This is a genomic window from Paenibacillus ottowii (genome assembly GCF_050516475.1).
Lineage (GTDB): Bacteria > Bacillota > Bacilli > Paenibacillales > Paenibacillaceae > Paenibacillus > Paenibacillus ottowii.
Genome location: NZ_CP191577.1, coordinates 5,308,379 through 5,331,615, shown reverse-complemented (window position 1 = coordinate 5,331,615; position 23,237 = coordinate 5,308,379). Strand labels below are relative to the sequence as shown.

Genomic DNA, 23,237 nt, shown 5'->3' with positions numbered 1-23,237 from the left:
AAGTTGATGTATTTGTTTATGGACGATTATCGACCTTGTCCTCCAGGTTTTAAGCTGGCAAGGGACGCGGATGAGTGTCTGCTTCTGCTTCATGAATACCCTATTTCGATCCTGTCGTTAGATTATGATTTGGGTCCGGGTCAACCGACGGGAAAGGATGTAGCTGCTGTTATTGCAAGTAAGCAATTATATCCGCGTGAAATTTACTTGCATTCCTCCAGTCCACAGGGGCGGCGAGCCATGTATGAACTGCTTTATGCGAATAAGCCTGAGGGAGTCACTGTGCATAACGGACCCATTCCTGAGGCGCGTATGCAAGAGATCATAAGCGAGTCCAAGCGATGAAAGAGGTCGGACAAAAAGAGGCACGCCGTGCCATATGGGAGGGATGCAAGCTGGCTTTGTTTGTATACACTCCCATGTGCGGGACATGCGCGGCAGCCCGTAGAATGTTGGAGGTAGCAGAGCATTTGCTCCCCGAAGGAGCAGTGGTGCAGAGCAACATTAACTATATTCCTGAACTGGTGCAGGAGTATCGGATTTCCAGCGTCCCCGCGCTTCTTATATATAATGGTGAAAATAAAAATCCTGAAATCATCTACAAAATGGAATCTGTAGAACACTTGCTGAGCAGGATAAGGAGCGTGATGGAATGATATCCATGAAAAACATTACATTACAGCGCGAAGAAAGACGTATCTTGGACGATGTAAGCCTGGAAATACGAGATGGTGAACATTGGGCTATTTTGGGTCGAAATGGTTCCGGCAAAACAACATTGTTGGAAATGATGACAGGGTATATGTTTCCAAGTTGTGGCACGGTTGAGGTGCTTGGGCATACGTATGGTCAATGTGATGTGCGGGAAGTTCGCAAGCAGATCGGATACATTAGCCAGACATTACTGGAAAAGCTGGCGCTAAAAGATCCCGTTTGGGAAGTAGTGGCTACAGGTGCGTATGCTTTTTTACGTTTTTATCAGGAGATTCCGACGGAGGCAAAAGAAAAAGCCGTATCTCTGCTGGAAGGTATGAATTTAGGCGATCTGATTCATCACCCGTTGGGCACATTGTCGCAAGGAGAACGAAAAAAGGTGATGCTGGCCCGCTCGCTGATGGCTGAACCTCGTCTGTTGATTATGGATGAGCCTTGTGCCGGGTTGGATTTATTTGAACGGGAAAAAATGTTGGTCGAGATTGATCAGCTTCGCAAGCGGGACTTATCAGTGGTCTATGTAACTCATCACATTGAGGAAATTGTCCCCCTCTTTACGCACGTTGCGTTGATTCGGGATGGCAAGATTGCAGCTGCTGGACCGAAAAAAGAAGTTTTAACGAAAGAATTGATTATGCATACTTATGAAATTCCAGTTGAGCTGGAATGGGATGGAGAACGTCCCTGGATTCGGGTGTGCGCTGGAGGATAACGTTATTTTGGAGGAACTATACATGAATACAGATGAACAGAGTGAGTCCACTTTGTCGACATCGAGATTTGTTTGTACGGCCAACCATGGCTTTGCACCCTATGCTCAAGAGGAGCTTAGAAGATTATTTGGCTCTGTGAAAAGCACGATGCTTCTACCTGGTGAAATTTTTTTAGCAACATTACCCGCAGGAGAAATGGAAACAGTGAGGACGATTGTAGGCCAACCACCGATGTTTCTGCGTCACTTGTTCCCTGTTCATTTTCAGGAGGAAGGAACGGATCTAGTTCATGTGCAAGAGCGCCTGGTTGCATTTATCCGTAACCGTAAGGAACTGATAGATCAACGCGTTTCTTTGCAAGTACGCAAGGGAGCTAATAGCAGTTGGACTGAAAGCGCAGGTGCGCTCAAGCTGGCCTTGAGTGAACAATTAAGTGATCTACCTATCGAGTTGGTAGTACAAGGCGCCGATGTTATTGTGTCCGTTTTTGCAGATACGGATACGTGGTACGCTGGCGTATCACATCCTCAGGACAACCTATCGGATTGGAGCGGAGGCGCAGTTCGTTTTCAGAAGGAAGAAGGACAGATTTCTCGTGCTAAATTCAAACTATTGGAAGCAGAAGCGACATTCGGCATTGATTTTAGCGCTTTCCATCAGGGCCTTGATATTGGGGCAGCACCTGGCGGATGGACTTCCTTCTTGCTGGAGCGGGGACTGAAAGTTACTGCTGTTGATCCAGCCAAGATGGATCCCTCACTGATGAAGTACGCTAATTTGACATTTTTACGTAAAAATGCAAGTGAAGTTAAATTTAAAGAGAATTCGTTCGATCTGCTGGTTTGTGATATGAGCTGGAGTCCAAAACAGATGGCAAGGCTCGTTACTGATCTACTATACAGTTTGCGCAGTGGTGGTACGGCTATTGTAACAGTCAAGCTAATGCATAAAAAGCCTTTGGCGCTCATTCATGATGTGATTGCTTCGTTTGAGGAGTCCGGCATGCAGATTCAGCGGGCTAAGCAGCTTTTCCATAACCGAGATGAGATTACCCTGTACATGATCAAGTATGGAAAATAATTCTTTACAATAGATTAGGTATGCTATATAATAAAGCCAAATTGTTCCTTTAAAAAATCATTATGTTAAATCAAGGGAAAGCATCCCGCGAAAATTGTTTTCATGACCTCATGAAGACTTTATTTTGCGGCGGCTTTCCCTTTTTTGCTTTGTCTGGGTATAGAAGGGAGGTAAGAAAATGATGAACCATCCATCACATTTAGAATTTGGGTCAATAGTCGGTGAACGTTACCGAATTATTCGCATGTTAGGTTCGGGAGGAATGAGCCGCGTGTTCATGGCCGAAGATTTAAAGCTGCCGGGCAAGCAATGGGCAGTGAAGGAGTCGGTAGCCGATGTAAAAATGATGAAGTTTATTCGGACAGAGGCCGAAATGTTGATTTCGCTAAGCCATCCACGTCTGCCGAGAATTGTTGATTTTTTTGAACATCCTCCATCTGGTGCGGTATATCTGGTCATGGACTATATCGAAGGAATTACACTAGAAGCATACATGAGGGGCTACCAAGGCTATATTCCACAGGAGCAAATCATTCCCTTCGCTTTGAAGGTGCTGGATGTACTTGATTATTTGCATACCCGTCAATTGCCAGTTATTTATCGGGATCTCAAACCAGCCAACATTATGCTGACACCGGAAATGGAATTTAAGCTGATTGATTTTGGGATAGCAAGGAGTTATAAGACTGAGCTGGATCAGGATACGATCAAGCTGGGCACAGTAGGCTTTGCGGCCCCTGAACAATATGGAACAGGTCAGACAGATGCTCGTTCGGATTTGTACAGTCTGGGGGCTTTACTATTGTATCTATGTACGGCTGGTAAATATAGCGAGTGGACAGCAGGAGTTGAAGGGTATATTCGCGGGGAATTGCCTCGACATTTGATCCCGATAATTCGAAAGCTGCTGCGGCATCATCCTGAGGAACGATTCCAGTCTGCTGAGGAGGTCATTGGAGAACTGAGGCGTAGTGCAGATTTTAAGTCTGTTCAACCAGGAAAATCTGTTAGTAATGCTTCAATTGATTATGCGGGTACAAGGGTAGTAGCTGTGCTGGGTGTGTCTTCCGGTTCCGGTGCTACGCACACAGCAATTGCGGTGAGCCACTATTTGGCTCGAAGGACCCGCTGCTCTGTAGCATTAGTTGAACTGCATAATACAGCTAAGGCATTTGCCCGACTTCAAGAAGTCGTGGAAGGCATAGCTGCTGGACAAGCGAGTTCAAGTCGGCGTTTTGAAGTCGATGGAGTCCATTATTGGCGGCAAACATCTCGTGCGGATGTCATTTCTTTGCTGGGCGGCTCCTACAGATTTATCGTATTGGACTTGGGGAGTGGACAGGACAATGAACGACTGGAAGAATTTTTGAGAGCCGATTACCCGCTAGTTGTTGGCTCAGGTGCCGAATGGAGAGTTCAGGATATAACGGCTCTAGCCCGATCTCTTCAGCGTCATCCGCAACACAAATGGAATTACTGCTTGCCATTGGCAACCTCAGAGTCTGTCCGCAGGTTACGAAAGGAACTGGATCACGATAAAGTATTTGCGCTGCCATTTCATTCTGACCCCTTCGAGCGTGATGATGAAATGGATCAGGTATTGGACGAGCTTTTTCGTGGAGTCATTACAGTTGCTCGTAAAAAACGTTTTAGGTTCCTTAACGGCAGCGCTAAATGATAGGTATATATTATAAAAAGAGGCAGGGGAGAAGCTGTGTGTCCAAGCTAAGAAAAAGCAGCAGGCAAAAACTATATGCAGGCTGTATTGGGGCAGGAATGGTAGGCATTATCTTTGTGGGCTACCTAATGGTAAATACCCATCAAATGAGTGAGATCAGGAAACAGGCAGAGGTCGAGGCTGAACAGAAATGGAAACTGTATGAACAAGAGCAACGGACGGCAAAAACAGGCTGGGTGGTTGTTCGTGACATTTCGCCAGGTGAACAGATAACATCTAAAGATTTGAAGGAAATTAAAGTTCCTGGTTCTCAAGCTCCGTCTAATTTATTAGCAAATAGGAGCGAAGTTTCTGGCACCACAGCCAAGATTGAGCTTAAAAAAGGATCCGTGCTTACAACGGCTATGATTACAGCTGATGAACCTACATCTAAGGATCTACGCAACCGTGAGTTGAAAGTGGTAGTACTACCCAGCAGCCTGAAGTCAGGGGACGAAGTAGATATCCGCATTCAATTTCCAACAGGTCAGGATTACATCCTATTATCCAAAAAGAAGATATCGCGGCTGGAAGGCACAGTGGTATGGGTTACTATGAATGAGCAGGAAATACTGTCACTTTCGAGTGCGATTGTAGATGCCTATCTACATAAAGCATCCATCTATGCTTTGACATATGTAGATCCCCAATTTCAGCCCAAGGCAATCCCGACTTATCCGCCTAATGCGCAGGTGTTAGCGTTAATGAATAGTGATCCGAACTTGATCCGTGTTGCTGAACAGAAACTGTCCAAGCAGCTACGAGATTCTCTGGAAAATGCTATTAATTCGTCAAACAACGTGATTTCAACACCTGTAGAGAGGAGTCTTAGTGAGGGGATTGCATCTCAGCATGCAGGCGCAACTATTGAAGACGCAGCAAACGGAATTGTCGATACAGGGAGTGAAGAACAGGATCACAAAGAACAGACGAAGATTCTAACGCAGGGCGGTAGCTCTGTTCCGTATGCCCAATAAATGAGAGAAAAGGAACGGAAGTATGAAAACATGGATATTTGCCGGTCTTTGTGACAAAAGCGATACCTTATTAAACATTAGCAGTGTATTGGCAGCTTCCGGCCAACAGGTACTGCTTGTGGACGCTACACGGCAGGGACGGTACCGGTATAGTATAGGAATGCTCGATAAACCACTACCCATTACGAAGTTTTGTGGATTTGATGTAGCGATTGGATTTACAGCGTGGGAAGATCTGCATATCGGTATGTTGGCTGATCAAAAAGCAGAACAGACTTATGACATTGTTATCTTGGATATAGAGCTACCTAATTTTTGTCCGATTTCTGTTTGGAAAAAGGCGGAACTACGAGTTTGGGTTAGTGATTATAGCCGCATGCTCATGCATTACGGACAGAGTTGGCTTGACCATTTGTTTGACCAACCTGATTTTCCCAAAGATCTTGTATTTCACAAGTTATTTATACAGGCAGTGGATTGCGGTGTAGAGGAGTCGTATTTGTGGGAATACATGAACCACTTTCCTGCCTTATGGCAGCAAGAGCCGTATGTACTGCCATGGGATGAGGGGCAGCTTGCTCTAAAGCTGGAAAATGAGCATAAAAACCAGCTTTTGCTAAAACCTCTATCCAGAGTATATAAGAGAGAATTGTGTCGTTGCATCGGAGAATGGATGAATTGGGAGATAAAAGAGAGTCGTCGTGCGCTAAAGCGTGCGGAAAGGAGGAGAGTATGAGCACCATTTTGTTTTGGAGTCCCATTAAGGGAGCAAGTGGAAGTAGCTCATTAGCAGCAGCAATAGCCATTACGCTAGGTAATTTATATAGAGGAAGACTATTATTGACTCATTTGGGCCGTAGGCATACTGGTATTGAATCAGGATTTCCTGTACAGGAGTACGGTATGGATGATCCGAATTTACAAATTAAGGAAGGAGGCTGGGATGCTGTTTCACGTTTAGTTCTAAGAGGGACGCTGTCTAGAGAAAATATTCGTAACTATACGGCACCGGTACTGGAACACACACTGGATATGCTTGAGGGAACCTCCGGTTTTGGAGCTACACCGCCGCTACTTTCCCCTGATCTTGTAAGGGTGGTGATCAATACAGCGAATCAATATTACGATTTAACGCTGATTGATGCAGGGAGTGGAGTAGGCTGGGGGGCTGTGCAGCATGAAGCATGTGCACAGGCCAAACTGACCGTTCTTTCGCTCACTCAGAATATGCGTGAGTTGGACGCTTATTTTGATTCTGTGTCTCCGTTATCCACATATTCGTCATTACCCTTATTAATTGTCCTTGGAAAATATGATGTGTGTTCACAAGCAAATGAAGCGAATATCCGCAGGAGATATGGCTACAAGGGGACTTTGCATACAGTTCCTTACAGCACCGAATTTATGGACGCATGGAACCGAAGGGATGTGATTGGTCATGTGCAGCGCGAGGTGCGAAGTGGAAAAGAGCAACAACGTAAACTTTTTATGTCTGTAGGTTGGGCGCAGAGCGTACGGCAAATAAGCAAAGCTATTCTGGAGGCGGTGGAGTCCGATCTTCGGCTTAAGGCTTTTGAGAGGGGCGCTTAATGCTGTCTGCTCATGTGATCAACGGATTAATAACTACGTGTATTTTGTTGTTGTGCATCGTACTAATTATTGTTAAATATCGAGGGAAGTTTCACTCGCAACGTTCAGCTCTTCAAGTAGAAGCAAAGAGCGAAGATGCCACATTCGAAGCATTGCTAGAGTATATCAAAAATGCGCTTCATGAACTAAGTCATAGCCAAATGGCGGATGCTGGATTACATGAAGAGGAGTATAGGCGACGTATCCATCAAAGGGCGGAACTACGAAGAGCGTTAAAGGACTGTGCCAATGGGAGTATTGGGGATAAACGCTTTGTTAAAAACCTGATGAGTGAGCTTCTGGTTAACGGTTACGGTTTGAACGAGAAAATCGCCGATACTGTAATGCCATTCTCCAGACCTGAGTTGTTAAGCACACAGGATCAATTCGAAATTATTTTTTACCAATACCAGCAAAAGTTTGGCGCGGATGCACTATCACGTTTATTGGATACCTATGACTTAGCCGAAATGAGGTACTCACAGCCAGGCGAAGAGGATGGGAGTTATTTCGTAACGAGAGAGGATATCCGCTACATCTATGACTGTGAATATCGTCCCCTGTCTTTCATGGAGAAAGTGGATATTATTGTGCAGCGGATGTATCAGCATTACAAAGGCTTTTCTGTCATTGATGATATTCGTGACCAGAGGATCGATGGTGTAAGTGGGGGCGTCAGTGGTATGCTGGAAGATGGCTTTTCTTCTTCATCACATTGGCCTTCGGATAGGTATGTGTTTGAACAAACTTCTGCACCCACAACGAATGGATATGAAAGCATATGGATTTTCTACAAAGGTAAAACTATCCATCTTGCATTCCTTTCCTTCGGGTCGGAACGTGAGCTTAAAAGGGTGTGTCAAAATATTTACAAATACAATTATCCGGGACAGCTTTCTGAAGCGAATGGTTATAAGGTCAACGAAATGAAGGATGGATCACGGGTAGTAGTAGTGCGCCCTCCTTTCTCAGAATCATGGGCCTTCTTTGTTCGCAAATTTGATATTCAAAGCGCATCGCTGGAACAGTTAATTAGGGGGGGAAACGCTGATTTTCCAATCCAGCTACTATCTTATCTAATGAAAGGCAGTCGGATTACTGCAATTACAGGCGCGCAGGGTTCAGGTAAGACAACATTGTTAATGGCGATGGTCAAACATATTTACGCTTCGTATACACTTCGCGTTCAAGAAATGGCTTTTGAGCTGCATTTGCGTAGCATTTACAGTCGCCGTAATATTCTTACCTTTCGAGAAACAGATCATATTTCAGGACAACAAGGCCTTGACTTGCAGAAAAAAACAGATGGAACCGTCAATATTCTGGGCGAAGTAGCGAGTGATGAAGTAGCTGCCTGGATGATTCAAATGTCGCAGGTTGCCAGTTTATTCACTATTTTTACTCACCATGCTAAAACATTTCGTGATCTTGTATTTTCACTTCGTAATTCACTGCTCAAAACTGGAGTATTTCAGCATGAAGGCATTGCTGAAGAACAGGTAGTGCATGTCATTAATTTTGATGTGCATCTCAAGCGTGATGCGGAAGGGCGGCGTTATATCGAACGGATCACAGAATGTGTGCCGCGTAATCCAGAGCATACGGAAGTAGGTCCCAATGCTTCATCAAGCTATAGCTATCGCCATGTCATGGAGTATAGAAATGGAAGCTATATACCCATGGAGCCCTTAACACCTACAAGTGTAGAAGAAATGTGTGAGCAGATGAATGCAAAGGATGCTGCAGATTTCCGCAGCTTTTTGACCCGTAATTGGGAGGAAAACTATGAGTCTTAAAGAAATTTTGTTGTGGGTTTTGCTTATATCAGGTGGAGGATTTGCAGTTCTATTTATAGCTTTGAATTGGTTGCATAAGCATCAAAGCTATGCAGTACGCAAAGGTCGAATTCATTCTGTACAGGAAGGACGAAAGGGAAAAGCGTTACTTTCACGGGAACTGCAATCTCTAATGCACAAATTGTACACGCTGTGTATGAGGGTTCCTATCACATCCGGATACATCACGAGTGTACGTAAACGACTAGCTGGTCATTATGCATACGATGAGTATAAGCTTCGTCTACAAACCATGAAGATGATATTGTCCATCTGGTGTTCTTTTGCTTGCAGCAGCGTTGTACTGTTGATGATGAAACCAGGAATAGAGTTTGCCATATTGGCCGTTCTATGCGGAGTGGTAATTAACAGCCTTATTATAGATGTAGCTACTAGCCAAGTGGAAAAAAGGCTACTTGCGCAAATGATCGAGTTGTTTGCCAATGTACGTCATCACTATCATCAGCACGGTATGGTAGAAGAAGCTATATCCGAAGCGGCTGATATAGCAGGAGCAGAGGCTGGAAGACATGCACGACTCATCCATGAGGCATTGACAGATGCTGATCTGCACGAGGCACTCGAAAGATATTACGAATCGGCTCCCAATCGGTTTTTGAAAGCTTTTGCCGGTATCTCGTATATGGTAATGGAGTTTGGTGATCGGATTGAGGAAGGTGGTTCCATCTATTTAAAGGGACTAAGCAGTCTTGCGCGTGAAATCCAGTTGGAGTTGCTGCGGAGAAATAGACTGGACTATCTGCTAAAAAGTTTGAACGTGATCGCACTGGCCCCCGTCTTCTTTACTACCCCAATCGAGAGATGGGCGAGATCCAGCTTTCCATCCATGGATGAGTTTTATCAGGGAAAATTGGGCTATATCATCAAATTGACTGTGTACATTGTTATCATCCTATCCTACTTTCTGTTGCAGAAACTGCAACAGTCCGACGAGACAGGATATCGTGCGGGTAAAGGACGGAGAGTGTGGGAGCAGAAGTTATACCGTTTGCCAGTCATTCGAAATATGGTGGATTCTTTAATACCTCGGCAGCATATGTCATCTTATTTCCAGATAACCCGACTTTTAAAGGAAAGTGGTACGGAGGTAAAGCTGGAGTGGCTCTACATACGCAGAATCGCTCTTTTTATCATAGGATTAGTGCTTAGCATCAGTACTATATTTGTTTTACATGAAGCTGAAAAAACGCACATCCTTCAAGCACCAGTACAATCAGGCCAAATGTTTGGACGTTTAAGTCCGATCGAGGAAAAGGAAGCTTTGAAGCAGAGTGAAATTGACCGCACAATCATGCAAACGCTGAACATGAAAGCGGACAGCACATATGAGCAAACGTACGCTACTTTAGAGCATTATGCTAATGGCACAGCTACTCCAGAGGAGCTATCCAGGAATACTCAACGAATCATCCAGAAGCTGAAGGAGTGGAATGATGAATACATCAAGTGGTGGGAAGTACTGATTAGTATGGTTGCTGGGTATGTAGCCTATCAACTGCCCATGCTTTTATTATATTTGCAGCGGAAAATGCGTCGTTTGGATATGAAGCATGAGGTATATCAGTTTCAAACGGTTATTTCCATTTTACGGGCCATGGAACGAATGTCTGTTGAGGAAATATTGGAGTGGTTGAACAGATTCTCAGTTATCTTCAAAAGACCTCTGCAAAAATGTCTGCTTCATTATGAACATGGACCAGAGGCAGCTCTCGATTTGCTGAAAGAAGAAGCGCCTTTGCCAGAATTTCAACGTCTAGTGGACAAGCTATATTTGTCTTTAGGCAAAATTACGATTCGAGAGGCATTTGATGATTTGGAATCCCATATGTCCTACTATTTTGAACAAAGAAAACAGGAGTATGAAAAAATAATAGACAGCAAAGCGATCTGGGGGAGGGTGATTGGGTTTGCGCCGATGTATGGTCTTATCTTTTTATATTTGGTGATTCCGCTGATCGGTATGAGCTTTGTTCAAATGGATAGCTATTATGAGCAAATACAAAAAATTCAGTAAGTAATTTCATTGATGATTAATCCAAAATTAACAAGTTGAGGAGAGAAAAAATGAATAACGCATCAACAGCATTAAAGGTAGCTGCTGGGATATTTTTGACCATCGCACTAATTACGATTGTAGTTATACTGTTTATCTCAGCTCAGGAAGCCACTAAAACGGCACAAAACAATTTTGCCGATATCCAGACTGAATTGTCTCAGGCCTCTTTTACGGTATACGACGGCACTACGATTAGTGGTTCCCAGGTAACCAATGCGCTGCGGAAATTTCAGGGAAAGGACCAGTTCGGTATTCAGATTAAAACTGGAAAAAACATGGCAGGACAGTGGTACGGAAATGCTTTGAATATTAGTCCAGACAGTGAGCAGTATGGTGCTGTGAATGGCGGCAGTGATAAGACGGGGAAAATTGCGAATACACTAAATGAGAAGGAGAATGAATACGTAAATCCAAGTGGTAAATTCAAGGCTGAAATTGTTAAAGACAAATCAAACGTGGTACGTGGGTTGCTGTTTACTCAGTCTTAGGTAGTACAGCAAAGATCAATAGTCATAAGGGAGAGGTCAGCATGTCTGATCACGCTTCAAGTATGCTGCGGCTTGGTGTGTCAGTTATTTTATTTATAACCGCATGCGTAACGGCAGCAAACTTGTCTTGTCAACTGGGAAGTGCACTTGAATTAAGGTCGCAGCAGGAGGAACAATCTGAGGGACGGATATCCCGTACTATTAAAGTGGAGACACCGCAACGGATTAAAGGGACTCAAGTCATCCAAACCATTCGTATGAACTTACAGGAGGGAATCTCTGTTCAAGTTGACGGTTTAGAGTATAATGTGTACTCTGAACCGTTTGAGCCGGATGTATCTACCTTGGATGCTTCCTCCGCATATGCTATATACCCACAGCGAAATGGGAACGGAGATATAACATCAGTACGTTTTGAGAAATTGGGGGAGGACTAAAGTGGTTCAAACAATATCCAAACTTTTGGGGGCGCTGCTCGCTGTATTGCTTTTGTATATCGTACCCGCAGCTCAAGCTGCTGAACGGCAGGATGATATATCCGGGTTAAATGCATATCATTCAACTGTACATTTTGTTGATATGGTCAGAACCAAAGGTTACATTACACCGACGATGTATAACGATTTTATGCGTGATCTGGAGCTGACAGGCAGTACGTATGAAGTTAACTTGGAGCATATGCACAAAAAATATGTACCGAACTATGCAGACGCAGCGAAGCCAGACAGTTTTCTGGGTAATTATGAAGCCGTATACGATGGTTACTATAACCCGCAAATCCTACCTGTACTGTTTCCAGATCATTCGCAGCCTAAGTCGGAACAGACGCGTCGGTATACCTTGATGGCCGGTGATTATTTTACAGTACGATTACATAATACGAATCGGACTCCTGCGGATTTGTACAAATCATGGCTTCTGGGTGGATTAGATAACGGTAAGCCGGCAGTAGCAGCTTCTTACGGGGGCATGGTTTTGAATGAAGATTACTGATTTTGCAATTATTTTTATCCTGCTCTTTTTGCCTTTTGGTGTGGTTAGTGATATACAGGTGCAGAATCAGCGTGAAGTGCAGCAGCTTGAAATGAAATATACGTCTGCTCTTCGTACCGCAGTTCAGGATGCAGGTGTTGTGCTCTCACAGAATGAACGCCAGGAACGTGAGGCAGGATACGGATCAGATAAGTTTTTTCGTGTAGATAAAGAAGAAGCATTGACCACGTTTCTGCATACTCTTTACCTTAATATGGGCATTGATGGGGATACAGCAGCACAACATGCATTATTGGATTACATACCTGTCATTGTGGTTCTGGATTATGATGGCTATTATACGTTTGCTTTAGCAACCTACCAAGACGTGCATGGACAAGCAACTATAGACCACAAGTGGAGCGTAAAAAAATCCTATGCCTATGTTGATTCCGCAGGAAATAGTGTGGGATTTACCCTGGATAATTATCTACATGCCTATGATACCCAGAATCACAGATGGGTGGAGGGTTTTCAAAAGGAGCTTGAGGGCCAGACCCCCATTTCGTTACTGAATGATTCAAAAACATTTGAGCAAATACGCCGTTCTACCATCGTTAGCAGTGTTCAGGAGGACTTAGCGCGAATAATTAATATCCACAACGAAAAAGCAGCACGTAATGGTATTTCCTATACGTTCACCCTACCACTTATTCCACAAGAGGAGTGGTATAACACGATAGATGATGTGGGGATGATTGCATTTATTCAAGGCATTCCAGTTGGAGATAGGTATTACAATAACTACGGGTTTGGTGGTGGGAGAGTCGTCAGAAAGAAACCTATTATCGGGGCCATAGAACCGGATACTGGAATCAAATATTTTTATAGAGATTCATGTTCAGTTCCCTTTAAAGCGGTTGAACATTTTACAGATGAACAATCTGCGGCAGCTGCGGGATACTTCGAATATCTATATGATAAACGCTTAAAATAATCGACTAAAAGCTGCTAGACATAGCACTGAAGCAAAAAGCCAAATTCAGCCGAAGCTTCTATCAAAATATCATTTTTGAGGGCATGATTACCTTATTACTTGCTTTTCAGTCTCAACTTGAGATATTGGAGAAACAGAAGGAGGAAATTGCACTTAATCTTCCAGGAGTGTATAGCTCAGGTAAGTTCACAACAATGAATAATCGGATTACAAAACGGGGATCAAAGAGACTACGAAAAGCAATTCATTTGGCCGTGCAATGTAGCCTGTGACAAGGAGCAAATCAAAAAAATAAAGAACTGTTAGGAAAAGAAAAAGAAAAAAGGCAAGTCTTACAAGGTAGGTGTGTTTGCCTGCGCCAACAAGCTTATATATCACATATACACCATCCTTAGTAAAAACGAGCCTTATCACTTGTAAAATACCATATTCATTCAGAAGCTTTCTGTAGGAATAGTAGGTTGCTTAGCCATACCTATAAAGAGACCATATCAAGTTTATGATTTATTCAAAAAGAACTTTTGATGGGTGTTCAATGAAATAAAGTATTAGACTGGCAATGCGTGATTAAGCTAACGAAAAAATCTAGTACAATATGAATCGACGGGAGCTAGCCACAAACGGTTGTCAGTTTTCATTGAAGTAACGGACCGGGAAGGAGTTTAGTTGCAAAGACGAACAACAGGGCACTCTTCAAAGTAGAGTGCCCTACTGCAAAAATGTTTTCATTACATATAAAATATTATTTCAAGAGTAAAATGATTAGTTTAGTTTCTGTACACCTTTGAACCATACGGCTTTAATGGACAAGGAATCCGAGATGTTGGTTATGGGATCACCGTTTACTAGTATAAGGTCAGCGCGCGCACCCTCAGCAATACGGCCGCGATCGATAAGACCAAAGCAACGGGCTGGTTTCGAGGTAGCCGACTGGAGCGCTTCTATCGGAGTAAACCCGGCCTTCACCAGCAATTGCATTTCATGATGGACGCTGGCTCCATGAGCAAGGCCTCCAAGATTCGGAATGGGAACCGGAGCAACATCCGTCCCTACCAGAATATCAACTCCGGCACGGTGTAGGTCCATCACATTCTTAAAACTGTCCTCCATATTGCCTTGTGGAAATGTATTGAAACTGGAGTTCAAGATATCGATCCAATCCGGACTTAATTTGGAATGAACACGCGGATCATTCGCCAATTCCGATGCCGGATTTCCAGTAATAGATGAATTCAACACCAAGCACGGTGTAACAAAAGCGCCTGAACTCGCTATGGATTTCACTAACTCGGACGTGTACTCGGGTCTGTCAATAAACAAGTGGCCCAAACCGTCGACTCCAAAATCGATGGCTTCTTGCGATGAACGAGCCGTTAAGACGTGGGCGATGACCAACTTATCGAACTTGTGGGCTTCTGTCACAGCTGTTTTTAGAATCTCGTCGCTTAGTACAGGCAAGCCAGGTGCACCCATGACTGTTCCTTCTTCAAGCATGATCTTAATATAGTCGGCTCCATTTTCCATTTGAGTATGCACATGTTTAATCGCCTCTTCCACCGTCGTCACTTGTGGTATTTCTTCGTGATCGTGAGCATATGCAGCCAACATCGCTTCCCGGTCTTCTTTCGATAACTTCTCTAGTTCCTTTAATACGAATTCCGGTATTTCGTCTCCATCCGGCAGTAATTCATCTGGGTGTCCGCCCGGAGCGGTGATCGCTATGCCAGCAGAACGGACGTCTGCGACGTCATTCACATTTTTTAACTGAATCTCGCGCCCTCTTTTAGTAAAATCGCCGTTCATTTCGAGTTCTGTTGTAACGCCGAATTTTAAGGCATCCCGTAATCCTTCGATTGAGGTATGGACATGTGCATCAATCAGACCAGGCATTAGAATCGCATTTTCTCCATCGATAATCGTTGCATCGGCCGGAATGTCTCCACCCACTGAAATAATGGACTCCCCTTTAATGACAACATATCTGGGGGTAATAATTTGATCTCCATCAAAGATACGTACATTTGTAATCGCCGTAACTTGTTCTAATGCAGCATTTTGAGCTACCTTCTCCATTTGAATTCCTCCCAAGTGTTTGCTGTCCAACAATTCGGAGTATAACTGTTAGATATCTAACTGTCAATAAACTAATGTTTGTTTGACACGAAAGTTAGATCTCTGTATAGTTTATTTACTTACAGTTAGCTTTCTAACAATATGGGGAGGTACAATCATGAAGCCTCGCAAGTATACGCCTTATCTGGATTTGTTTCAGGTTATTGGCCTTAAGTTAAAGAAAAAAGCGGACGGTAGTATAAAAGAGTTAGGATTAACCGCTCAACAAGGAAAAATAATTTTGTATATTTACGAGAATCAAGAGACTGGATTGATTCAGAGGGAGCTTGCTGATCGGTTCCATCTGCGTGGGGCTAGCATTACAAGTGTGCTTCAAGGTCTTGAGCAAAGAGGATTTATCGAGCGTAAAATCCCAGCCAATAATGAACGACAAAAAAATATTTATGTTTTACCAAAGGCCGTTGAGTTGATTGAAGAATTTAATGACTCCTTCCAAAAGGTGGAGGACGAAATCGTTCAAGTCCTTACCGAAGAGGAGAAGAAAACCTTGAAGGAATTGTTGACCAGAATTAATGAACGCTTATAATTCCGATTGGAATCTGCATCGAAGGCCGCTTGGAGTTCTTTTTTCATTAGGATATGTAATATTGTCCAATAAGCGGAGATTAAAGGCTCAATTGTAACTACAACGAATGTTACGCTACTGGGAACGATAGTTGAATGAATGATAACAGCGGCAGTCTAAGACTTTATTTATCAAGTCTTAGTTCGCCGCTGCTTCTTTTTTGGGACAGTCTAAAACTCTTATTCTTCAAAAGTTGACGATTCTTCAATTCTAAAATTGCGTAATATCAACGACTCCAGTCTAATCCTTTATTTTCTGCTGACAACAAATCAGCAGCTTAGTGAGAAAGATATTTTAATATAGAAGAAGTGAGTATGCCCTACTTGAGATTAACGGAAAACTATCTGCCTAAAAGAAGGAACTGCAAAACCGTGACATTAAAAGACCTGCAGTTGAATGCAGGCAATGCCCCACAGCTCCCAATTGAGCTTGTAATCGACGGATAGCTTTTGCATGGCAATTTAGACTGTAACCATTTTTCTGAATCCTGGATGAACTCCCAACTCAAAACACGCGGCAAAAAGTTAGAGGACGTATTCTACGTCGTTAAAGGCAGCAACGGCCAACTTTATGTGGATGAATATAAGGATAATATTCAGCATCCAATTGATATGGAATGGTACTGACTTTCAGAAAATAGCCATCTGCTCCTGTAAGGGAGCCAAATTGATCAATTCACTGTAGAAGAATTTATCGTTACCGCTCCCCTTATACCGCTTCCTTTCATTTGTATTGTTTTTGAAAACCTGTGTTCCAGATCGGTACAAAATCGGCCCACATATAATATGAATTCCCCCAGTAAGAAGGTACTTGATACTAGTTTGTTCCTCCTGATGTTAGCTTTTAGAAATTATATGCGCATCTGCCTATGTCAGTTCCCACATTAGGAAAATGGATGTTCCGGACACTCCTAGTCGCCCTTTTCTTGTGAAGTAATACTGGTGGCTATTTGACTTATCAACTTACTGGGTTGATTATACTGATGATAGCTAACCCCGAGGAAGAACTCACTAAAAGATCAATTTCGATTAGTGTCATAGTTGAGAGTACTACATCTATAAGCTTCCAGATAATCAAAGCACCTATGAATACTCATACTGCTTGTTTCGGGGTGATACGGGTACGCAAGCTATAAGTGATAGAGGAATAGACAAGGCACCCCTTGACAAACATTTGCTGGTTTTCTTTTTAGACTAATCCATATGAAAACCTTAAAATTCGCTGTTTTCATATTCCGATAAGGTTGCCGGATGTGCTACAATAAAGCTTTGAAAGAAATCAAATGTATTATATAAGAACAGTCGGCAGCGCCGATGACAATAAGGAGCCAAAAACAGCTTATGAGTTTATTGACTGTAGAAAATGTATCCCACAACTTTGGGGACCGTGCATTATTTAAAAATGTTTCCTTTCGATTGCTTGCGGGGGAACGTGTAGGATTGGTAGGAGCTAACGGTGTTGGTAAATCGACACTCATGAACATTCTGACTGGAAAATTGCTTAAGGATGAAGGCAGAGTGGAATGGACTCCACGTGTGCGTTATGGTTATCTAGATCAGCACACCAAGCTGACACCAGGTAAAACAGTACGTGATGTATTAAAAGATGCTTTTCTTCCTCTGTTGGAGCTGGAAAAGGAAATGATGCAGATTACGGACAAAATGGGAGATGCTTCTCCCGAAGAGTTGGAAGTCCTGCTGGAACAGATGGGAGAAATTCAAGAGCAACTGGATATGGGGGATTTTTATCTCATTGATGTGAAGGTTGAAGAAATGGCGAATGGACTAGGGCTTTCTGCCATAGGACTGGATCGGGATGTAGCTGCACTTAGTGGTGGACAACGGACAAAGGTCCTGCTTGCTAAGTTGCTGTTGGAAAAGCCGAATGTATTGCTGTTGGATGAGCCTACCAACTATTTGGATGTGGAGCATATTGAATGGCTTACGAGATATTTGAAGGATTATCCTTATGCTTTTATCCTAATCTCACATGATACTGAATTTATGAACCAAGTCGTTAATGTCATCTACCATCTTGAATTCGCTAAGATGACCCGTTATTCAGCTAACTATGAAAAGTTTCTTGAAATGGCGGATCTGAACAAAGCCCAGCATATTGATGCATATGAGAAGCAGCAGGAATATATTAAGAAACAGGAAGATTTTATTCAGCGCAATAAAGCGCGCGCATCTACATCAGGCCGAGCAAAAAGCCGTGAAAAGCAGCTTGACCGGATCGAACGTATTGATAAGCCTGAAGAAGCTGCAAAGCCAACCTTTCAATTCAAAGAAGCCCGTGCGAGTGGGAAAACGGTTTTTGAGGGTATTGATTTTGAAATTGGTTATACACATGCCCTTCTGCCTAAAATGTCCATGACGATCGAACGTGGCGAAAAGATTGCAATTGTCGGCTGCAATGGGGTCGGGAAGTCTACGTTGCTCAAAACCATTTTGGGAAAAATTCCGCCAATCAGCGGAAAAACCTATCAAGGTGATTTCTTGCAGCCTGCTTATTTTGAGCAGGAAGTAAAGGCTGGAAAAATTACGCCGATTGACGATGTGTGGAATGAATTCCCACATTTGAATCAGCATGAAGTACGAGCGCATTTGGCACGCTGCGGTTTGAAGAATGAGCATATCACACGGCCTCTATCTGCGCTTAGTGGTGGAGAGCAGGCTAAAGTCCGTCTTTGTAAACTATTAATGCGTGAGAGCAACTGGGTACTGTTTGATGAGCCTACCAACCACTTGGACGTCAAAGCAAAGGATGAATTGAAACGCGCATTGAAGGAATACAAAGGGACCGTATTGCTTGTATCCCACGAACCGGACTTTTACGAAGATTGGGTAACCAAAACGTGGAATGTGGAAGAGTGGTCTAGTAAAGTAAACTAAAATCCAGTTCTGGCATATTTCACACAATATAGGGTTTGCAGAATTAGGAAAATATGCTAAGCTATCCTTAGCTGATACAATAAAATAGTCACACTAGGGGAGCCGCCCATGCGGCTGAGACGGAATAAATGGATTTCGGACCCTTTGTACCTGATCTGGGTTATGCCAGCGTAGGGAAGTGAGCACCGTACAAACAAGAGACGCTCTTTACTTTTGTTCGTGCGGGGAACGATATACGTTTACGGATATATTAGTCCGTTTGATTTTGAACGTTCGTCTAACCACTTCCTTAGGGAAGTGGTTTTTTGTGTTTCGTTCTTTTCATTAGTTCGATCTTCCGTAGACGAATTTACATATGGTCTCCTTTCATTATTGCTGGCACATGTGGCTAGCTCTGTATGATATTACCTATATGGAGCTGCAACAATATAAGTTCAGCTAATACGATTATATTTTTTAGCTCAAGTGAGGTGAAATTGAAATCGAATTACACGTAATCACGATGGAAAGTGTGTCCTGTGTAGATGTCCCTCAAGTGGCTGCCGCTATTTATCCTTACATTCACTATGTACACGTACGTTCAAAACAGAAAGGCGCGTCTGCTTTGCTTTCTTTGACTCGTAGCATGCTGGAGCAGAAAGTTCCTTTGCAGAAAATTGTAGTAAATGATCGTGTGGACGTAGCTTTACTTACCTTGGCAGGAGCTGTCCAGCTACCGGCTAATGGGTTATCTGTAGTAGATGCAAAAAGTCTACTGCTAGAGGGCACACGCTGTGGAGTATCTGTTCATTCATTGGAGGAGGTACAGGCTGCCGAGCAGGCAGGAGCGGACTATGTACTGTATGGTCATGTATATGAGACCTCTTGCAAGGCCGGACTTGTACCACGGGGGATAGCACAGCTAGAACGCATATGCGGATTGTCGGACATTCCGGTGATTGCGCTCGGCGGCATACAACCGCACCATGTTCCAGAGCTTTATCATGCCGGAGCAAGCGGAATTGCCGTGATGTCTGGTATTTGGGAAGCTGAGTCCCCCATTGCAGCAGCGATGGAATATAGGCGAATGGTGGATCTTGTAATTCTCGAATCTGAAGCTAGAAAACGGACTAAAGAAAGTTGAATACTCACCAGATAGGAGACAGGGGATAAATGTCAGAGACACATACAGAGACCAAAGCGATAGCACACGCTGAATGTTTGGTCATAGGTGGAGGAGTGATCGGCAGTTCCATTGCTTATCATGTGGCCAAGGAGGGACGAAGTACAATTATGCTGGAACGATGGATCCCCGGTGAGGGAGCATCAGGAGCAGCGGTGGGAATGCTGGCAGCGGAAAGTGAAGAGTTCACAGACCTTGAACTGGCACGATTTGCCCGTGCAAGTCGGGATGCATTCCCTGAACTTGTCAGTGATTTGGAGCGTTTATCGGGTATTTCAGTGCAATTTCGTACAGAAGGCTTTGTGACTCCTTTTCGTTCGGAAGCAGAGGGCCAAAAACGCTGGAATGCTGCTAAGATGCGAGAGGATGATTGTCCCGTTTGGTGGGATGCCAAGGAACTGGCGCGACGGATTCCGGGCTTGGCAGATCAAGTAATTGGGGCTATCTATCGTTCGAAGGAGACACAAGTGGCCCCTGTCCAGCTTTGCCGTGCTTATGCAGGGGCAGCTGCGGTGCTGGGGGCAACAATATGGTCTGGAACTCAAGCTGAGGAACTGGTTATACAGGACGGTCGAGTTTGCGGTGCGCGAACGGACATTGGTTTCTTTTCCTGCGATCAGGTCGTGATTGCTGCAGGTTTGGACAGCTTAAAATTGTTAGAGCAGATTGGATTTGATTATCCACTTTATCCGGTTAAGGGCGAAGCGGTAGCTGTATCTTTGAAAGATCATCCGTTGGATTATACTATTTATGCCGATGATGTTTACCTCGTACCTAAACAGAATAACGAGCTTTGGATTGGCGCCACGAGTCTTCCACATCAATATGACAAAGAGGTGACCGCGGGTGGATTAAAGGGACTGTTGGAACGTGCATCGTTTTGGTTACCGCGTGTACACGAAGCTTCTTTTATACGTGCTTGGGCGGGCTTGCGTCCGCAGGCAGCAGCGGAGCGGCCTTTTATTGGCCCTGTTCCTGGAGTGGAGGGCGCCTATGCTGCAGTCGGGCATTATCGCAACGGTGTCCTGCTTAGTGATGCGACTGGGCGAGCGATGGCCGCTATGCTTAAAGGGGCTGATGTGGCTGAACTTGGAATAAGCAAATTTTCTTCTGAACTTCTCAAGGAGGAAAGTTTATGAAGCTGACCATTAACGGACAGAGCATGACCGTTTCTAATCGGATCACTCGTGTGGATCAGTTGCTGCATGAACTTGATCTAAAGGTGAAAACCGTAGTGGTGGAGCTGAATCGGCATATATTGACCCGTGAAGATCATCATGAAACGGTACTTAAGGATGGAGATTGCTTGGAAATTGTACATTTTGTAGGAGGCGGTTGATCATGTTAACCATTGGAAAAGCATCTTTTACCTCTAGGCTGTTACTGGGAACAGGGAAATTCTCGGATCTGGACATCCAATCCCAAGCTGTAGAGGCTGCTGAGACGGAAATATTAACGTTCGCCGTACGCAGACTTAATTTGGAGGAACGAGACAAGCAGCATTTTCTCGATACGTTGGATTTGAGCCGGTATACACTTCTTCCCAACACAGCAGGAGCAACTACAGCAGAAGAGGCCATCCGTATTGCCAAGTTGGCAAAAGCCTCCGGCTTGTGCGATATGATTAAGGTGGAGGTCATTGGGGATAGCAAGACGCTGTTGCCTGACCCTTTTGAAACGTTGAAAGCTAGTGAAAAGCTGCTAGAGGAAGGCTTTGTTGTACTGCCCTACATATCGGATGATGTGATACTAGCGAAGAGGTTACAAGAGCTTGGAGTACATGCCGTTATGCCTGGGGCGTCACCCATTGGTACAGGACATGGGTTGCTCAATCCATTTTCATTAGAGTTGATTATTGAACAAGCGGAAGTTCCGGTCATTGTCGATGCTGGTATTCGCTCACCTGGTGACGCAGCAATGGCAATGCAGTTGGGAGCAGATGGTGTTTTGCTGAATACAGCTGTCTCGGGAGCGAAGGATCCTGTAAAAATGGCTGAGGCCATGAAGCTGGCTGTACGTGCAGGTAGATATGGTTTTGAGGCAGGGATGATTCCTGTAAAACGCTATGCTTCAGCAAGCAGTCCGGTAGAAGGTATGGTTCAGGGATGAGGATAACTGAAAAATCCGGTGCTGAACCACCACAAAGTGACCGTTATTCCAGACAGGAAAGGTTTGCACCCTTTGGACCGACAGGACAACGCCGGCTTGCTTCCTCTCATGTACTAATCATAGGCGTTGGAGCGTTGGGTACAGGTATTGCAGAAACGCTAGTTCGTGGAGGCGTAGGTACGGTAAGTCTCGTAGACCGGGATTATGTGGAATGGAGCAATTTGCAGCGCCAGCAGCTTTTTCAGGAAAGTGATGCTGCGCAAAGGTGTCCCAAAGCAGTAGCTGCCGAGCGAAGATTAAAGGATATCAATTCGGAAACAGTCATACATGCACATGTCTTGGATGTTGGGGTAGAAGAGCTGGAGGAGTTAATCCAGGGAGTGGATCTCATGATGGACGCAACCGATAACTTCGATACCCGGCTTCTTATGAATGACATGGCACTCAAGCATCGTATTCCTTGGATTTATGGAGGATGTGTGGGCAGCTACGGTGTAACTTACACTTTTTTACCGGGTCAAACGCCTTGTCTACATTGTCTGATGGGAACTGTACCGTTTGGAGGGGAGACTTGTGATACGGCCGGCATTATTCCGCAGGCCGTACAAATGGTCACGGCTAATCAGACTACAGAAGCTTTCAAACTTCTTGGTGGGTATCCCGAGGACTTGAGAGGGAAATTACTTTCGTTTGATTTGTGGAAAAATGAGTATGTAGCAATAGCAGTGGATCGTCTTAAAAAGGCGAATTGTCCTTCTTGCGGTAGCCAACCGACGTATCCCTATTTATCGGTCTCTCATCGGCAGAAAACAGATATTTTGTGCGGCAGGGAGACCGTTCAAATCAGACCCGCGAACCGGGCACATCTAGATCTCGCAGAGATAGCAGATAGATTTGCAGCATTGAGCGAGGGGAACGTAGAGTGGAATTCGTATCTGGTTTCCTTTAGTGTAGACGAGCATCGCTTGGTTGTTTTTGCGGATGGCAGAGCATTGATTCATGGGACAAAGGACGTGGCGACAGCAAGAAGTCTGTATCATCGCTATTTGGGCTAAAAACAATATAAACAAAAAAGCAGAAAGCCATTCTTCAGAGAATGATTTTCTGCTTTTTTGTTACACTAATACAAATATGTTTAATGGCTTATAACAAACTTGTTCGTATCCAAATATGTA

The 23,237-nt window shown here is 44.0% G+C and carries 23 protein-coding genes and 1 riboswitch; of the genes, 22 read left to right on the top strand and 1 reads right to left on the bottom strand.

Annotation, left to right across the window (positions count from 1 at the left end):
- Nucleotides 1-6 precede the first annotated feature (6 nt).
- From ACQQ6X_RS24565 to ACQQ6X_RS24495, 15 genes are all read left to right on the top strand, one after another.
- Complete coding sequence (locus tag ACQQ6X_RS24565; RefSeq protein ID WP_305167975.1) at nt 7-345, top strand: cyclic-phosphate processing receiver domain-containing protein; 339 nt, start codon at nt 7-9, stop codon at nt 343-345.
- Nucleotides 342-656, top strand: a complete 315-nt coding sequence (locus ACQQ6X_RS24560; protein ID WP_305167974.1) for a thioredoxin family protein — start codon at nt 342-344, stop codon at nt 654-656. The genes ACQQ6X_RS24565 and ACQQ6X_RS24560 overlap by 4 nt, the downstream gene beginning before the upstream one ends.
- A complete protein-coding gene (locus ACQQ6X_RS24555; RefSeq protein ID WP_305167973.1) occupies nt 653-1,426 on the top strand; it encodes an ABC transporter ATP-binding protein in 774 nt (257 codons plus the stop codon). Before ACQQ6X_RS24560 ends, ACQQ6X_RS24555 begins: the two co-directional genes overlap by 4 nt.
- A 22-nt stretch (nt 1,427-1,448) precedes the next feature.
- On the top strand, nt 1,449-2,507 hold the full coding sequence (locus ACQQ6X_RS24550; protein ID WP_305167972.1) for an SAM-dependent methyltransferase: 1,059 nt from the start codon (nt 1,449-1,451) through the stop codon (nt 2,505-2,507).
- Nucleotides 2,508-2,685: 178 nt separating this feature from the next.
- Nucleotides 2,686-4,185, top strand: a complete 1,500-nt coding sequence (locus ACQQ6X_RS24545) for a serine/threonine protein kinase (RefSeq protein ID WP_305167971.1) — start codon at nt 2,686-2,688, stop codon at nt 4,183-4,185.
- A gap of 38 nt (nt 4,186-4,223) precedes the next feature.
- Complete coding sequence (locus tag ACQQ6X_RS24540; RefSeq protein WP_305167970.1) at nt 4,224-5,201, top strand: SAF domain-containing protein; 978 nt, start codon at nt 4,224-4,226, stop codon at nt 5,199-5,201.
- Nucleotides 5,202-5,223: 22 nt separating this feature from the next.
- Nucleotides 5,224-5,937, top strand: coding sequence for a hypothetical protein (locus ACQQ6X_RS24535; RefSeq protein ID WP_305167969.1), 714 nt, complete (start codon nt 5,224-5,226; stop codon nt 5,935-5,937).
- Entirely contained in the window at nt 5,934-6,791 is an 858-nt protein-coding gene (locus ACQQ6X_RS24530; RefSeq protein ID WP_305167968.1) for a hypothetical protein, read from the top strand. The genes ACQQ6X_RS24535 and ACQQ6X_RS24530 overlap by 4 nt, the downstream gene beginning before the upstream one ends.
- Nucleotides 6,791-8,626 carry an ATPase, T2SS/T4P/T4SS family gene (locus ACQQ6X_RS24525; protein ID WP_305167967.1) on the top strand — a complete coding sequence of 612 codons (1,836 nt, stop codon included), beginning with the start codon at nt 6,791-6,793 and terminating at the stop codon, nt 8,624-8,626. Before ACQQ6X_RS24530 ends, ACQQ6X_RS24525 begins: the two co-directional genes overlap by 1 nt.
- Entirely contained in the window at nt 8,616-10,700 is a 2,085-nt protein-coding gene (locus ACQQ6X_RS24520; RefSeq protein WP_305167966.1) for a hypothetical protein, read from the top strand. Before ACQQ6X_RS24525 ends, ACQQ6X_RS24520 begins: the two co-directional genes overlap by 11 nt.
- Before the next feature lie 50 nt (nt 10,701-10,750).
- Nucleotides 10,751-11,230, top strand: a complete 480-nt coding sequence (locus tag ACQQ6X_RS24515; RefSeq protein ID WP_007430644.1) for a hypothetical protein — start codon at nt 10,751-10,753, stop codon at nt 11,228-11,230.
- 41 nt (nt 11,231-11,271) lie between these two features.
- Nucleotides 11,272-11,667, top strand: coding sequence for a hypothetical protein (locus tag ACQQ6X_RS24510; RefSeq protein WP_305167965.1), 396 nt, complete (start codon nt 11,272-11,274; stop codon nt 11,665-11,667).
- Nucleotide 11,668: 1 nt separating this feature from the next.
- Nucleotides 11,669-12,223, top strand: coding sequence for a hypothetical protein (locus ACQQ6X_RS24505; RefSeq protein WP_305167964.1), 555 nt, complete (start codon nt 11,669-11,671; stop codon nt 12,221-12,223).
- Nucleotides 12,210-13,199 carry a hypothetical protein gene (locus tag ACQQ6X_RS24500; RefSeq protein ID WP_305167963.1) on the top strand — a complete coding sequence of 330 codons (990 nt, stop codon included), beginning with the start codon at nt 12,210-12,212 and terminating at the stop codon, nt 13,197-13,199. The genes ACQQ6X_RS24505 and ACQQ6X_RS24500 overlap by 14 nt, the downstream gene beginning before the upstream one ends.
- A gap of 83 nt (nt 13,200-13,282) precedes the next feature.
- Nucleotides 13,283-13,471: a transposase gene (locus tag ACQQ6X_RS24495; RefSeq protein WP_369425877.1), complete on the top strand. Its 189-nt coding sequence runs from the start codon at nt 13,283-13,285 to the stop codon at nt 13,469-13,471.
- 490 nt (nt 13,472-13,961) lie between these two features.
- Here the strand turns inward: ACQQ6X_RS24495 and ACQQ6X_RS24490 are convergent, their stop codons facing one another.
- Nucleotides 13,962-15,272, bottom strand: coding sequence for an amidohydrolase family protein (locus tag ACQQ6X_RS24490; protein ID WP_305167962.1), 1,311 nt, complete (start codon nt 15,270-15,272; stop codon nt 13,962-13,964).
- A gap of 157 nt (nt 15,273-15,429) precedes the next feature.
- Here ACQQ6X_RS24490 and ACQQ6X_RS24485 point away from each other — a divergent pair, with 157 nt between their 5' ends.
- The 7 genes from ACQQ6X_RS24485 to ACQQ6X_RS24455 all read left to right on the top strand — a co-directional run bounded on the left by ACQQ6X_RS24485 (nt 15,430) and on the right by ACQQ6X_RS24455 (nt 23,117).
- Nucleotides 15,430-15,858, top strand: coding sequence for a MarR family winged helix-turn-helix transcriptional regulator (locus ACQQ6X_RS24485; protein WP_305167961.1), 429 nt, complete (start codon nt 15,430-15,432; stop codon nt 15,856-15,858).
- A 1,379-nt stretch (nt 15,859-17,237) separates the two neighbouring features.
- Entirely contained in the window at nt 17,238-18,791 is a 1,554-nt protein-coding gene (locus tag ACQQ6X_RS24480) for an ABC-F family ATP-binding cassette domain-containing protein (protein ID WP_305167960.1), read from the top strand.
- 85 nt (nt 18,792-18,876) lie between these two features.
- Nucleotides 18,877-18,985: riboswitch (TPP riboswitch) on the top strand.
- A 308-nt stretch (nt 18,986-19,293) separates the two neighbouring features.
- Nucleotides 19,294-19,914, top strand: a complete 621-nt coding sequence (locus ACQQ6X_RS24475) for a thiamine phosphate synthase (RefSeq protein ID WP_305167959.1) — start codon at nt 19,294-19,296, stop codon at nt 19,912-19,914.
- Between the two features lie 29 nt (nt 19,915-19,943).
- Nucleotides 19,944-21,092 carry a glycine oxidase ThiO gene (gene thiO / locus ACQQ6X_RS24470; protein WP_305167958.1) on the top strand — a complete coding sequence of 383 codons (1,149 nt, stop codon included), beginning with the start codon at nt 19,944-19,946 and terminating at the stop codon, nt 21,090-21,092.
- On the top strand, nt 21,089-21,292 hold the full coding sequence (gene thiS / locus ACQQ6X_RS24465; protein ID WP_305167957.1) for a sulfur carrier protein ThiS: 204 nt from the start codon (nt 21,089-21,091) through the stop codon (nt 21,290-21,292). Before thiO ends, thiS begins: the two co-directional genes overlap by 4 nt.
- A 2-nt stretch (nt 21,293-21,294) precedes the next feature.
- Nucleotides 21,295-22,062 carry a thiazole synthase gene (locus ACQQ6X_RS24460; RefSeq protein ID WP_305167956.1) on the top strand — a complete coding sequence of 256 codons (768 nt, stop codon included), beginning with the start codon at nt 21,295-21,297 and terminating at the stop codon, nt 22,060-22,062.
- Nucleotides 22,059-23,117, top strand: coding sequence for a ThiF family adenylyltransferase (locus tag ACQQ6X_RS24455; RefSeq protein WP_305167955.1), 1,059 nt, complete (start codon nt 22,059-22,061; stop codon nt 23,115-23,117). Before ACQQ6X_RS24460 ends, ACQQ6X_RS24455 begins: the two co-directional genes overlap by 4 nt.
- Nucleotides 23,118-23,237: the final 120 nt, after the last annotated feature.

What these genes read in the sequence shown, in the direction of transcription:
- ACQQ6X_RS24480 (WP_305167960.1), top strand. Translation starts at nt 17,238, where the DNA reads ATGAGTTTATTGACTGTAGAAAATGTATCCCACAACTTTGGGGACCGT.
- ACQQ6X_RS24485 (WP_305167961.1), top strand. Translation starts at nt 15,430, where the DNA reads ATGAAGCCTCGCAAGTATACGCCTTATCTGGATTTGTTTCAGGTTATT.
- ACQQ6X_RS24565 (WP_305167975.1), top strand. Translation starts at nt 7, where the DNA reads ATGTATTTGTTTATGGACGATTATCGACCTTGTCCTCCAGGTTTTAAG.
- ACQQ6X_RS24560 (WP_305167974.1), top strand. Translation starts at nt 342, where the DNA reads ATGAAAGAGGTCGGACAAAAAGAGGCACGCCGTGCCATATGGGAGGGA.
- ACQQ6X_RS24510 (WP_305167965.1), top strand. Translation starts at nt 11,272, where the DNA reads ATGTCTGATCACGCTTCAAGTATGCTGCGGCTTGGTGTGTCAGTTATT.
- thiS (WP_305167957.1), top strand. Translation starts at nt 21,089, where the DNA reads ATGAAGCTGACCATTAACGGACAGAGCATGACCGTTTCTAATCGGATC.
- ACQQ6X_RS24495 (WP_369425877.1), top strand. Translation starts at nt 13,283, where the DNA reads ATGATTACCTTATTACTTGCTTTTCAGTCTCAACTTGAGATATTGGAG.
- ACQQ6X_RS24535 (WP_305167969.1), top strand. Translation starts at nt 5,224, where the DNA reads ATGAAAACATGGATATTTGCCGGTCTTTGTGACAAAAGCGATACCTTA.
- ACQQ6X_RS24475 (WP_305167959.1), top strand. Translation starts at nt 19,294, where the DNA reads ATGGAAAGTGTGTCCTGTGTAGATGTCCCTCAAGTGGCTGCCGCTATT.
- ACQQ6X_RS24550 (WP_305167972.1), top strand. Translation starts at nt 1,449, where the DNA reads ATGAATACAGATGAACAGAGTGAGTCCACTTTGTCGACATCGAGATTT.
- ACQQ6X_RS24500 (WP_305167963.1), top strand. Translation starts at nt 12,210, where the DNA reads ATGAAGATTACTGATTTTGCAATTATTTTTATCCTGCTCTTTTTGCCT.
- ACQQ6X_RS24545 (WP_305167971.1), top strand. Translation starts at nt 2,686, where the DNA reads ATGATGAACCATCCATCACATTTAGAATTTGGGTCAATAGTCGGTGAA.
- ACQQ6X_RS24555 (WP_305167973.1), top strand. Translation starts at nt 653, where the DNA reads ATGATATCCATGAAAAACATTACATTACAGCGCGAAGAAAGACGTATC.
- ACQQ6X_RS24530 (WP_305167968.1), top strand. Translation starts at nt 5,934, where the DNA reads ATGAGCACCATTTTGTTTTGGAGTCCCATTAAGGGAGCAAGTGGAAGT.
- ACQQ6X_RS24460 (WP_305167956.1), top strand. Translation starts at nt 21,295, where the DNA reads ATGTTAACCATTGGAAAAGCATCTTTTACCTCTAGGCTGTTACTGGGA.
- ACQQ6X_RS24525 (WP_305167967.1), top strand. Translation starts at nt 6,791, where the DNA reads ATGCTGTCTGCTCATGTGATCAACGGATTAATAACTACGTGTATTTTG.
- ACQQ6X_RS24520 (WP_305167966.1), top strand. Translation starts at nt 8,616, where the DNA reads ATGAGTCTTAAAGAAATTTTGTTGTGGGTTTTGCTTATATCAGGTGGA.
- ACQQ6X_RS24515 (WP_007430644.1), top strand. Translation starts at nt 10,751, where the DNA reads ATGAATAACGCATCAACAGCATTAAAGGTAGCTGCTGGGATATTTTTG.
- thiO (WP_305167958.1), top strand. Translation starts at nt 19,944, where the DNA reads ATGTCAGAGACACATACAGAGACCAAAGCGATAGCACACGCTGAATGT.
- ACQQ6X_RS24455 (WP_305167955.1), top strand. Translation starts at nt 22,059, where the DNA reads ATGAGGATAACTGAAAAATCCGGTGCTGAACCACCACAAAGTGACCGT.
- ACQQ6X_RS24490 (WP_305167962.1), bottom strand. Translation starts at nt 15,272, where the DNA reads ATGGAGAAGGTAGCTCAAAATGCTGCATTAGAACAAGTTACGGCGATT.